The following is a 12,388-nucleotide window of genomic DNA, read 5'->3' on the forward strand; positions in this document are numbered from 1 at the left end:
GGCGTGGATTCGGCGGCGGGTTCGCGTGCGAGGGGGAGTGCGAGGACGGGTTCGCGTGCGGGTTCGCGTGCGCGGGGGAGGGCGGTCGCTGGTACCGGTGCCAGGGGTGGTGCGGGTGCGGATGCTGGGAGCGGTGCTGCTGGTGCGGGAGTGCGCGCGGGGGCCGGGGCGGATGCACGGCCGAAACGGGGGCTGGGCCTGGGGCCACCAGGGGCGAGGCCGGGTCGGGATGGAGGGCCGGGCCGCCTTCACCGTGGCGCCTACCGGTCGGGTACGAGCCGAGTGCGCCAGGGACATGCCCGCGCGGCGGAGAGAGCGGCGGGGCTGCTCTCCGAGACCCACCGTGCACCAGCATGCGACGCTCCCCCCGGTGACGCTTCATTCCGTGACGCTTCATTCCGTGACGCTTCATTCCGTGACGCTCCAACCCGTGACGCTCCAACCCGTGACGCTCCAACCTCGGTTGCTCAGCGGGAGGACACGGCGCGCCGACGGGGCGAGCTGGACGTCGACGGCCACGGCAGCGACGACGGCAGCGACGACGGTGATGGCGATGGCGGACGACGCGGGGAGCGTTGGGGTGCCGCGCTGCGTGAGCGGCTGCCGTTATGGGTGCAACTGCGGTGCGGCGTAGAGCTGAAGACGCTCGCGGCGCTGATGGTGGTCCTGCTCGTAGCTGTCCTCTTCGCCGTCTATCACTTCTGGAGTGGCCGCCCTCAGACCGTCGAGGCCCCCGCTGCCTCCCAGGGGCCGCGTGCGGGTGCGGGCGCGCCGGAGGCGTCGCCTCCGGCGGGCGACGGGACGGGGCCTGCCGCGTCATCGGGCACGCGAACAGGCACAGGAACGGGGACGGGGACGGGGACGGGGACGGACACGAACCGGCTCGTCGTGGTCGATGTCACGGGCAAGGTGCGGGAGCCGGGTGTGCACCGGCTCCCGGCGGGGTCGAGGGTGTCCGACGCGCTCAAGGCGGCGGGCGGCGTCAGGCCAGGCGCCCACGCCGGCGGGCTGAACCGGGCACGCGTTCTGACGGATGGCGAGCAGATCGTGGTCGGGCCGGGTCCGCCGGGAGGTTCCGGTGCGGCGAGCGGGGGTGTCGGCGGAGCCAGCGGCGGAGGCGCGCCCGGAGCCGCTGGACCGGGCACGGGCGCGGGAGCTGGTTCGGGTTCCGCGGCAGGAGCGGCCGCCCCCGGAACGCCAGTCAGCCTCAACTCCGCGACCGCCGAGCAACTCGACACCCTTCCCGGCGTCGGGCCCGTCCTGGCGCAGCACATTCTCGACTACCGCACCGAGCATGGAGGTTTCCGGTCTGTCGATGAGCTTCTTGAGGTGAACGGCATCGGCGACCGGCGCTTCGCCGATCTTCAACCGCTAGTCCAGCCATGACCAGCCCGGCCGACCGGGAAGGGGGCCGCCGGGAACAGGCGCGGGGTGGAGGGCCGGGGCGGAGCCACCTTCACGGGCACGCGACGGTGGACTCGTCGCGCGGGTCGGCCGACTCGCATCAGCGGGAAGAACGGGAAGAACGGGAAGAACGGGGGCAGGGGGGCTCGACGGATCTACGGTTGATCCCGCCCGCGCTCGCCGCATGGCTGGCCGCCGCCCTCGCGCTGACGGCCTCGCCCACGCTGATCACGGTGTGCGCTGCCGTGGGCGTCGTCGGAGCAGCTGGCCTGCTGTTCGCGGTGTGGGCGGGCCGGGGCCGCGATGAGCCAGGGACGGCCGCGCTGAGGGCTGGCACGCGAGAGCCCGCCGCGCCACAGGGGGCCGCCCCTTCGGTCACCGCCGGGCGGCGGTGGGCGGCGCCACGTCGCTGTAAGACGTGGGCGGGGCTGGCGTCTTCGGCCGCGACCGCCGTGCTCTGCGCCGTGGCGGCGGCGAGCGTGGCTGGACTGCACGCTGCCGACGTGCACCGAGGACCGGTCCCCGAGCTGGCGGATCGCCGCGCCGAGGCCACCGTGGATCTCACGGTCACCAGCGACCCGCGCCGCACCAGGCCCAAGGTGCGCGGGGCGGCGCCCGCCCCACCGGCCATCGTGATGGATGCCGTCGCCACCCGGGTGAGCACCGCTGGTGGGGCGACGACCCGCACGCGCACCCCGGTCCTGGTGGTCGTCGGGCTGCGAGGGCCGGACGACCCCGAGTCCGAGCCGGATTCCGACCTTCAGCCCCAGCCGGACTCCGATTCCAAGCCTCAGCCCCAGCCGGGCTCCGATTCCGCCCTCCAGCTCCAGCCGGACTCCGATTCCGAGTCGGAGCCCGAGTCGGGGCCCGAGCACAAGTCCGGGTATCGGCCCGAGCCCACGCCTGGGGCCGAGCCCACGCCCGGGGCCGAGCCCACGCCCGGGAACGGGGTTGGGGCTGGTGCCGGAGCCGGGTCGCTGCCCCGGCGCCCGGCAGCCCGGGTTGAGCGCCCTGCTTCCTGGCTTGGGCTATTGCCCTCGGCCCGGCTGCGGGTGCGGGCGCGGCTGGCTCCGCCGCTGTACGACGGTGACCGGATCGCTGCGGCGCTCCGGGTCGAGGGTGACGCGCCGCCCCAGGTGCTCCGCGGGCCATCCAGCGTTCAGAGGATGGCCGGGCGGCTGCGCGCTGGGCTGCGTACGGCCTCCGACGGGCTGAGCCCGGATGCCCGGGCGCTGCTGCCCGGCCTGGTGGTCGGAGACACCTCACGGGTTCCGGCTGACCTGGATGAGGCGTTCCGGGCAACCGATATGACGCATTTGCTGGCCGTGTCCGGCAGCAACCTCTCGATCGTGCTCGCGCTGTTGGTCGGGCCGCCGCATCTCGCCGTGCGCGCCGAGCGGCGCGGGCTCGCCGCCCGGTTCGGCGCGCCACTGCGTCTGACCGCCTTGCTCGGTGGTGTGCTGACGCTCGCGTTCGTCATCGTGTGCCGTCCTGACCCGAGCGTGCTGCGCGCCGCCGCCTGCGGGCTGATCACGCTGCTCGCCATCGGCACTGGCCGCCGTCGTACTCTGCTGCCAGCGCTCGCCGCCGCCGTGATCGCGCTGCTGCTGTACGACCCGTGGCTGGCCCGCAGTTACGGCTTCGCGCTCTCCGTCCTGGCCACGGGGTCCCTGCTGACCCTCGCCCCGCGCTGGAGCGCTGCGCTGCGCCGCCACCGGGTGCCGCCCCGGCTGGCCGAAGTTCTGGCGGCCGCCGCGGCGGCGCAGGCGGTGTGCGCGCCGGTGGTGGCGGTGCTGGCCGCCCGGGTGAGCCTTGTGGCGATTCCGTGCAATCTCCTGGCGGAGTTGGCGGTGGCGCCTGCCACCGTTCTCGGCTTCGCCGCCCTTGCCCTCGCCCTCTTCGCACTCCCGGTCGCCAAGGCCCTGACATGGTGCGCTTCGTGGCCTGTTGAGTGGATGGCCTCCGTGGCGCGTACGGGGGCCGGTCTGCCGGGTGCGGGGGTGGACTGGCCTGACGGCTGGGGCGGCGGGCTGCTGCTGGCCGCGTTGACGGCCGCCGTCGTGTGCGGGGCGCGCCGTGCTCTGCGGCATCCGTGGCTGTGTGTGGCCTGTGCGCTTTTGCTGCTGGTCGCGGTCGTCCGCCCGGCGCCGCTGGTCCGCGTCATCACGGGCTGGCCGCCGCCTGGTTGGCGGATGGTCGCCTGCGACGTGGGGCAGGGAGACGCGCTGGTGCTCGCCGCGGGGGATGGTGCGGCCGTCGTCGTGGACACCGGGCCTGATCCGGGCGCGGTGGACCGCTGTCTGCGCACACTGGGCGTGACCCGGGTGCCGTTGCTGGTGCTGACCCACTTCCACGCCGATCACGTGGCCGGGCTGCCAGGCGTGCTGCGTGGCCGGGCGGTCGGCGCGATCGAGACGACGAGTCTGGCGGAGCCGCCGGGGCAGGTGGCTTTCGTGCACAGAGCGGCGGAGGAAGCGGGGGTCGGTCGCGTCGTGGCGATGCCGGGGGAGCGGCGCCGGACGGGCGGCCTGTCGTGGGAGGTGCTGTGGCCCCCGTCCCTCACTGGGCCTGGGGACTCCCGGCCTGGCGCCCGGCCCGCGGCGAACGCTGGGCGCCCCGGCGGTTCGGTGGCCGCCGGGGGAGCGAACGACGCGAGCGTCACCCTGCTCGTCCGTACGGCGGGGCTGTCGCTGCTGCTCCTTGGTGATCTTGAGCCGCCCGCTCAGGCCGCCCTGCTCGCGGCTCATCCGGACCTCGGGCCGGTCGATGTCGTGAAGGTCGCCCACCATGGCTCCGCCTACCAGGACCCGAGGCTGCCGCGCCGGCTCGCGCCTCGTCTGGCGCTCATTTCCTGTGGGGCGGACAACCCGTACGGACATCCGGCTCCGCGTACGGTCGCCGCCTTCCGGGGGAGCGGTGCCACCGTGCTGCGGACTGATACGGACGGCTCGATCGCGGTCACCGGAGGTGCGGGAAGTGCCCAAGGCGCCGGAGACGATCCGGACCTGAGCTTCGCGACGCAGCGTGGAAGGGGGCCACCGCGGGGCATGCGATGAGGTGCTGGTCAGGCACTGGTCAGAGGTCCGCCTCGCGCCAGCCGTCATATTCGGCGGCGAAGTCGTCCAGCGCCGCGGCCTCCAGCCGTGCCGCCGGGTCCTCGATGACCACGAGCCACTGTGCGTCCTCGGCGTCGTCCTCTCCGGCCAGCGCCTCCCGTACGAGCTGCGGCTCCTCGGCCAGGCCGAAGCGGTCGACGACCTCCTCCGCCGCGTCCTCGGCGGCATCGCGGTCGGGAAGGACCAGCAGATGCCGGATCGCGGGTTCCTGGGCTTCGTCGGGACGAGGACGTGCGCTGCTCACCAGCCCATTGTGCGTGACCGCCCACGGGCGCGGTGGGCGGGGCCGCCGGTAGCGGCGCCGGGCGACCGGGGGGCGGAAGCCGGGGGCCGGGCATCGGGCGTCGGAGTGTCAGTGGCGCGTGGGATGCTGTGCAGCGATGGCCAAGAAGATGACGACTGACGATCCGCTCGCCCCTGTGACGCTCGCCGTGGGCCAGGAGGATCTGCTGCTCGACCGCGCGGTTCAGCAGGTCGTGGCGGCGGCGCGCGTCGCCGACCCCGACACCGATGTGCGCGACCTCACCTCGGACGCGTTGCAGCCCGGCACGCTCGCCGAGCTGACCAGCCCGTCGCTCTTCGCCGAGCGCAAGGTCGTGGTGGTCCGCTCCGCGCAGGACCTCTCCGCCGACACGATCAAGGACATCAAGGCGTATCTCGCCGCTCCCGCCGAGGAGATCACCCTCGTCCTGCTGCACGCCGGAGGAGCCAAGGGCAAGGGGCTGCTCGACGCCGCCCGTAAGGCAGGGGCCCGCGAGGTCGCCTGCCCCAAGATGACGAAGCCGGCCGACCGGCTCGCCTTCGTGCGGTCGGAGTTCCGCGCCATCGGCCGCTCCGCCACCCCCGAGGCGTGCCAGGCGCTGGTTGACTCCATCGGCAGCGACCTGCGCGAACTCGCGAGCGCGTGCACGCAGCTCACCGCCGACGTGGAAGGCACCATCGACGAGGCGATCGTCGCCCGGTACTACACGGGCCGGGCCGAGGCGTCGAGCTTCACCGTCGCCGACCGCGCCGTAGAGGGGCGTGCGGCCGAAGCGCTGGAGGCGCTGCGCTGGGCCATGTCCACCGGCGTCGCACCCCTGCTGATCACGAGCGCGCTGGCGCAGGGCGTGCGGTCGATCGGCAAGCTGGCCTCAGCGCCCCGCGGGGCGCGCCCCGGCGATCTGGCGCGCGAGCTGGGCATGCCGCCCTGGAAGATCGACCGGGTGCGCCAGCAGATGCGCGGCTGGTCGGCCGACGGTGTCGCGGTCGCGCTGCGCGCGGTAGCTGACGCCGATGCCGGGGTCAAGGGCGGTGGGGACGATCCGGAGTACGCGTTGGAGAAGGCCGTCGTCGCTGTGGCCCGAGCCGCCCGCGCCGGCCGTTCGTAGACTCACCGCGCCCCGCACCGCCCGCGCCGACCGCTCGTAGACTCACCGCGCCCCGACCGCGCGCCTGCCGGGCGGCACCCCCTGCCCGGCCTCGCACCGGCCCGAGCCCTGTCGCTTTCGCCGCTCGCCCAACAGGCCAGCGGGCCAGCAGGCCACCGGCCCGAGCTTCCCTGGACCCATGGGGGCCAAGGCCGGGGAGCGGCGCGGTGGTCCGCGCCGCTGCCTGAGGCCGTCTGCCGCCGCGCCGGACCGCGCGCTACTTCTTCATCTTGGCCATCGTCGCCGTCGCGCTCTTCTTCAGCATGGCGCCGACTTCGGCGTTCTTCGGCGGGGTCACGCTGGAGCTGCTGGAGAGGTAGTTGGACCACGTGGTCTGGTACGTCATCCAGCCTTCGCGCACGCCGAGGATGACGTAGCTGCCGTCGTCTTTGCCGTCGTTGTCCTTCTGGGTCACCAGGAACGCCTCATCGCCGATGCCCGAGACCGGCTTGACCTGGTAGCTGTACGAGGAGCCCTTCTGGTTCTTGTAAGCCAGGTACTGGGCTTCGAACTCCGGCCCCGGGTCGGACTTCTTGTGCAGCGAGGCCGAGGTGGAGAGCCAGGTCGACGCGTAGTCGGAGGAGGTCGTCCCCTCCGCCTCCAGGTCGGTGCTGCACTGCATGGAGTCGAGCGACTCGTGCTCGCTGCCGCTGTGCGTCGGGTTCTTGCTGTCGCCGGTGGGGGTCTCCTTCTTGAAGCCCGCCTCCTCGAACGGCGAGTAGTCGGTGGCCGAGCAGAGATCGCTGGTGTACGCGTAACCGGCGAGGTCGGCCTTGGGGTCCTCGTCTCCGCTGAGGCCGCCGGTGGCGAAGAGTCCACCCGCCCACAGGGCCGAGGCGACCACGGCGCCGCCTGCCGCCCACAGCCAACCGCGGCCCTTCGTCGCGCCGGGCGGGACAGGAGCCCCGGCCATGCCGGGTGCGTAGCCGACCGGCGGCTGGCCGGGATACTGCCCAGGCGGTGTCTGCCCGGGCGGTGCCTGTCCGGGCGCGTGCTGCGCCGCGACCTGGTCGGACGGTGGTGACGTGGCGGGCACGCCACCCGGGAGCGTGGGCTGCGCCGCCTGTGCGGACTGCCCGGCACCCGGAGCCGCCGGAGGCGGATACGCGTAGGGGTTGGGGGCCGACGGGCCCTGCTGGCCGGGCGGCTGCGCGCCGGGCTGCTGGGGCGGTACGTGGCCGTACGGGTTCGGCTGCGACTGCGCGTACGGGTTGGGCTGGTCCCCCGAATTCGACATGGCGTGCAGATTACCCGAGACAGTTCGAAGCTTTCCCGCCGTCCTGTGACCCGAGACATCACCGAGACACCACCGAGACCCGTCCACTCTCCTACCGCGAGACCCGTCCACTGTCCTCCCGCGCGACCGGTCCGCTGTCCTCCCGCCCGCGAGGGGCCGCAGGCGCCCGGTCCGCCCCCGCGTCGTCCGCGCCCCGCCCCCGCGTCGTCCGCACCCCGCCCCCGGGTCGTCCGCCCCGCGTCTGTCCGGCCCGGGTGATGCGGGCCGGGTGCTCCGGGACAGCGCGAAGGCCCCGCTGCGTCCTGGGGAACGGACGTATGCGGGGCCTTCGTCGGAAATCCGCGAGCTAAGCACGCCACACCCGCGTGGCGAACGCAGGCCGTGTGTGGCGTGATGCCGCTGGGCTGACCTCGGGGTATTCCCCGTTGGGCCGGCCAGTCGGCTGCCGGTCGGCGCGGGAGAGAGGGTCCGCGGAATCCGTACCAGCGTGGAAACGAAGCTCGGTCATGCACCGTGCGACGGCGGGGCGGATGTCGCCCGCGTCACATACGGCTCGCGGTCAGTCCAGTAGCCGACCGCTGGTGAGGCTTGGGTCAGGCGCTGAGGCCCGAGACCTGTGCTGCCAGCGCCGACTTCTTGTTGGCGGCGGCGTTCTTGTGGATGACGCCCTTGCTGGCGGCCTTGTCGAGCTTCTTGGACGCCTCGCGGGCGGCGATGGTGGCCTTTTCGAGGTCACCGGTGGCCACGGCCTCACGGGTCTTGCGGATCGCGGTGCGGAGCGAGGACTTGACGGCCTTGTTGCGCAGGCGCGCCTTCTCGTTCGTCTTGTTCCGCTTGATCTGGGACTTGATGTTCGCCACGAAAGAGCCTCTACGGGTTCGTTGGATTTCGATGAGCGCCTCGTGCCTGAGAGGGCACGAAGCACAGTTATCCAGGTTACCAGCAGGCGGTGTGGCCTCCCAAACCGGACTGCGGCCGCCAGTCATGGGACGATGGGCGGGACTGTCCCTGAGTCCCGCCTAGCCGCGTTCAATCACCGAATGGACCCTGCGTGCCCGCGACACCTACCAATGTGCCGGAGCCGAGCCGTACCGACCCGGCTCTTGTCCGTAACTTCTGCATCATCGCGCACATCGACCACGGCAAGTCCACACTCGCCGACCGGATGCTCCAGCTGACGGGCGTGGTGGACCAGCGGCAGATGCGTGCGCAGTATCTCGACCGCATGGACATCGAGCGTGAGCGCGGCATCACGATCAAGTCGCAGGCGGTCCGGTTGCCCTGGGCGCCCAACGAGGGTGACCAGCAGGGCACCACGCATGTGCTCAACATGATCGACACCCCCGGGCACGTCGACTTCACCTACGAGGTGTCCCGGTCGCTCGCCGCCTGCGAGGGCTGCGTCCTCCTCGTGGACGCGGCCCAGGGCATCGAGGCTCAGACTCTCGCCAACCTGTACCTGGCGATGGAGAACGACCTCACGATCATTCCCGTCCTGAACAAGATCGATCTGCCCGCCGCGCAGCCCGAGAAGTTCGCCGCCGAGCTGGCGCACCTCATCGGCTGCGACCCCTCCGAGGTGCTCAAGGTCTCAGCGAAGACCGGCGAGGGCGTGGCCGAGCTGCTCGACCGGGTGGTCCGCATGGTCCCGCCGCCGGTCGGCGTCAAGGACGCCCCGGCCCGCGCGATGATCTTCGACTCGGTGTACGACTCGTACCGCGGCGTCGTCACCTACGTCCGTGTCATAGACGGCCAGCTGTCCAAGCGCGAGCGCATCCGGATGATGTCCACCGGCGCCACCCACGAGCTGTTGGAGATCGGCGTCTCATCGCCTGAGATGAAGGTCGCCGACGGGCTCGGGGTCGGTGAGGTCGGCTATCTGATCACCGGTGTGAAGGACGTCAGGCAGTCCAAGGTCGGTGACACGATCACGTCCTTCACCAAGGGCGCCACGGAGGCGCTGGGCGGCTACAAGGACCCCAAGCCGATGGTGTTCTCCGGCCTGTATCCGCTGGACGGCTCTGACTACCCGGAGCTGCGCGAGGCGCTGGACAAGCTCCAGCTCAACGACGCCGCGCTGGTGTACGAGCCGGAGACGTCGGCGGCTCTCGGCTTCGGCTTCCGGGTCGGCTTCCTGGGTCTGCTGCACCTGGACGTGATCAGGGAGCGCCTGGAGCGCGAGTTCGGCCTCGACCTGATCGCGACCGCTCCCAACGTGGTCTACCGCGTGGAGATGGAGGACGGCTCGGAGCACGTCGTCACCAACCCGAGCGAGTTCCCGACCGGCAAGATCGACGAGGTGCACGAGCCGGTCGTACGGGCCACCGTGCTCGCGCCCAGCGAGTTCATCGGCGCGATCATGGAGCTGTGCCAGTCCCGCCGCGGCGCGCTGCTCGGCATGGACTACCTCTCCGAGGACCGGGTGGAACTGCGCTACACCCTGCCGCTCGCCGAGATCGTCTTCGACTTCTTCGACCAGCTGAAGTCCAAGACCCGTGGCTACGCCTCGCTCGACTACGAGACCACCGGGGAGCAGACCGCCGATCTGGTCAAGGTCGACATCCTGCTGCACGGCGACAAGGTGGACGCCTTCTCGGCGATCACGCACAAGGACAAGGCGTACGCGTACGGTGTGCGGCTCGTCGCGAAGCTGCGTGAGCTGATCCCACGGCAGAACTTCGAGGTGCCGATCCAGGCGGCCATCGGCAGCCGGGTCATCGCCCGTGAGACGGTGCGCGCGATCCGTAAGGACGTGCTCGCCAAGTGCTACGGCGGCGACATCTCCCGTAAGCGCAAGCTGCTGGAGAAGCAGAAGGAAGGCAAGAAGCGGATGAAGATGGTCGGCAGCGTCGAGGTGCCGCAGGAGGCCTTCATCGCGGTGCTCTCCTCCGACTCCGACGGCGAGACCAAGGCCAAGAAGTAGGCCGCGCGGCGGCACGGGCGGCGCCGGCGGGCGCGGCGGCGCCGTCGGCGTGCGGCGCGGTACGGCGGAAGCGGCGCCTCCCGTTCGCCGGCGTCCTCGCTTCCGCAGCTGTTGCCAGTGGGGCGGGGAAGCCGGGGAACGGCCTGTGAGCTGCCGTTGGGCCCGTAGCGCCGCCGCGCTGCGGGCCCAACGCATGTAACGGCCAACTATCTCGGATATCACTGTTTCAACAAGGCGGCCGTAGCCCCTTACGCGTCGGGGCGACGCCCTCTACTCTGATCTCTACTCGTAGGTTACTCACGAGTCACTAATGCTGTAGGCGGGCCCCGGAGGATGCCGTGACCGACTCCCAATCCCTGCTCGACAACCGGCCGCCGTCCCTGGCCGCCCTTTTCCTTGAGCGGGTCGAGGCGACGCCAGCGGCCGAGGCGTACCGCTATCCCGTTCCCGCCGCCTCCGGTGAGGGGCCCGACGACTGGCGGTCGCTGACCTGGGGCGAGTCCGCCACTCGTGTCTTCGCCATCGCGGCCGGTCTCATCGACCTCGGCGTGGTGGCCGAGGAGCGGGTCGCGCTGGCCGCGGCCACCCGGGTCGAGTGGATCTTCGCCGACCTCGCCGTGCTCTGCGCCGGAGCGGCGACCACCACCGTCTACCCGTCCACCAACGACGACGAGACGGCGTTCATCCTCTCCGACTCCGGCAGCCGGGTCCTGATCGCCGAGGACGCCGAGCAGCTGCGCAAGGCCCGCGCCTGCCGTGGCGACCTGCCCGCACTCGCCCACGTCGTGGTGATCAACGAGGAAGACGCGGTCGCGGCGGAAGGCGACCCCGAGGGCTGGGTGCTCTCGCTGGCCGAGCTGGAGCGGCGCGGCGCCGCGTATCTCGACAAGAAACCGGACAGTGTGCGGGACCGGGTGCGGGCCCTGCGCGCCGACCAGCTGGCCACGCTCATCTACACCTCGGGCACCACCGGCCGTCCCAAGGGTGTCCGGCTGCCGCACGACGCGTGGTCCTACATGGCGCGCGCGATCGAGAGCATCGACCTCCTCGCCGCCGATGACGTGCAGTATCTGTGGCTGCCGCTCGCGCACGTCTTCGGCAAGGTGCTCGTCGCCGGTCAGATCGCCGTCGGGCACACCACCGCGGTCGACGGCCGGATCGACAAGATCATCGAGAATCTCCCGGTGGTCAGGCCGACCTACATGGCGGCCGTCCCGCGGATCTTCGAGAAGGTCTACAACGGCGTCGCCTCCAAGGCGCGCGAAGGCGGCGGGGCCAAGTACAAGATCTTCCTGTGGGCGGCGGAAGTGGCCCGTGAGTACGCGAAGGTCTCCCAGGACAACTTCCGGCGTACCGGCACGACCAGCGTGCCGTTCGGGCTGCGCACCAAGCACGGCATCGCCGACAAGCTCGTCTACGCCAAGCTGCGCGACGCGTTCGGCGGCAGGCTCCGCGCGTGCGTCTCCGGTTCGGCCGCGCTCGCTCCCGACATCGGCTACTTCTTCGCGGGCGCCGGGATCAACATCCTGGAGGGCTACGGGCTCACCGAGTCCAGCGCCGCCAGCTTCGTCAACACCCATGACTACCGCACCGGCACGGTCGGCAAGGCGCTGCCCGGCCTGGAGGTGCGCATCGCGGACGACGGCGAGATCATGCTGCGCGGCCCGGGCATCATGCAGGGTTACCACGGACTGCCGGAGAAGACCGCTGAGGTGCTGGAGGCGGACGGCTGGTTCCACACCGGCGACATCGGCGAGCTGTCCCCGGACGGCTTCCTGCGCATCACCGACCGCAAGAAGGACCTGATCAAGACGTCGGGCGGCAAGTACATCGCACCGGCTGAGGTCGAGGGCCAGTTCAAGGCGGTCTGCCCGTTCGTGTCCAACATCCTGGTGCACGGCGCCGACCGGAACTTCTGCACGGCGCTCATCGCGCTCGACGAGCCGACCCTCATGGAGTGGGCGAAGGATCACGGCCTGGAGGGCAAGTCCTACGCCGAGGTGGTCTCCGCCAAGGAGACCGAGGAACTGATCGAGGGCTACGTCAAGCGCCTCAACGAGGGGCTCCAGCGCTGGCAGACGGTCAAGAAGTTTCGGCTGCTGCCACGCGACCTGGACGTTGAGCACGGTGAGCTGACGCCGAGCCTGAAGCTCAAGCGGCCCGTCGTGGAGCGGGAGTACGGGGCGCTCATCGAGGAGATGTACGCGGGCTCGCGCGAGGCGTAGCGCCCGGGGCCGCGCGCCCGGGTTGGCCGCGCGCCTCCCCGGGAACGGCCCGACCACGCGAGGGGGCCGGGGTG

8 protein-coding genes are annotated in these 12,388 nt (G+C 71.7%); 5 read left to right on the forward strand and 3 right to left on the reverse strand.

Annotated features, from left to right (window positions below):
• The first annotated feature begins 612 nt into the window (after window positions 1-612).
• Both AC5P1B_RS16660 and AC5P1B_RS16665 read left to right on the forward strand, forming a co-directional pair.
• Window positions 613-1,386, forward strand: a complete 774-nt coding sequence (locus AC5P1B_RS16660) for a ComEA family DNA-binding protein (RefSeq protein ID WP_493887960.1) — start codon at window positions 613-615, stop codon at window positions 1,384-1,386.
• A gap of 179 nt (window positions 1,387-1,565) precedes the next feature.
• A complete protein-coding gene (locus AC5P1B_RS16665) occupies window positions 1,566-4,460 on the forward strand; it encodes a ComEC/Rec2 family competence protein (RefSeq protein ID WP_493887961.1) in 2,895 nt (964 codons plus the stop codon).
• Between the two features lie 19 nt (window positions 4,461-4,479).
• On the opposite strand, the gene AC5P1B_RS16670 is transcribed toward AC5P1B_RS16665, so the two are convergent.
• On the reverse strand, window positions 4,480-4,764 hold the full coding sequence (locus AC5P1B_RS16670) for a hypothetical protein (protein ID WP_493887962.1): 285 nt from the start codon (window positions 4,762-4,764) through the stop codon (window positions 4,480-4,482).
• Window positions 4,765-4,900: 136 nt separating this feature from the next.
• Here AC5P1B_RS16670 and holA point away from each other — a divergent pair, with 136 nt between their 5' ends.
• Entirely contained in the window at window positions 4,901-5,890 is a 990-nt protein-coding gene (holA, locus tag AC5P1B_RS16675; protein ID WP_493887963.1) for a DNA polymerase III subunit delta, read from the forward strand.
• Between the two features lie 256 nt (window positions 5,891-6,146).
• Here holA and AC5P1B_RS16680 read toward each other — a convergent pair whose 3' ends face one another.
• A complete protein-coding gene (locus AC5P1B_RS16680) occupies window positions 6,147-7,166 on the reverse strand; it encodes a hypothetical protein (protein WP_493887964.1) in 1,020 nt (339 codons plus the stop codon).
• Between the two features lie 593 nt (window positions 7,167-7,759).
• Window positions 7,760-8,026 (reverse strand): 30S ribosomal protein S20, encoded by a 267-nt coding sequence (gene rpsT / locus AC5P1B_RS16685; RefSeq protein ID WP_493887965.1) that lies wholly within the window; start codon window positions 8,024-8,026, stop codon window positions 7,760-7,762.
• A gap of 191 nt (window positions 8,027-8,217) precedes the next feature.
• Between rpsT and lepA the strand changes: the two genes are divergently transcribed.
• Both lepA and AC5P1B_RS16695 read left to right on the forward strand, forming a co-directional pair.
• Window positions 8,218-10,089, forward strand: a complete 1,872-nt coding sequence (gene lepA, locus AC5P1B_RS16690; RefSeq protein WP_493887966.1) for a translation elongation factor 4 — start codon at window positions 8,218-8,220, stop codon at window positions 10,087-10,089.
• Between the two features lie 338 nt (window positions 10,090-10,427).
• The gene (locus tag AC5P1B_RS16695) at window positions 10,428-12,314 is read left to right on the forward strand and encodes an AMP-dependent synthetase/ligase (RefSeq protein ID WP_493887967.1); all 1,887 of its coding nucleotides are present in this window, start codon (window positions 10,428-10,430) and stop codon (window positions 12,312-12,314) included.
• The last annotated feature ends 74 nt before the right edge of the window (window positions 12,315-12,388 follow it).

The sequence above is a fragment of the Streptomyces sp. A01 genome (assembly GCF_059026195.1).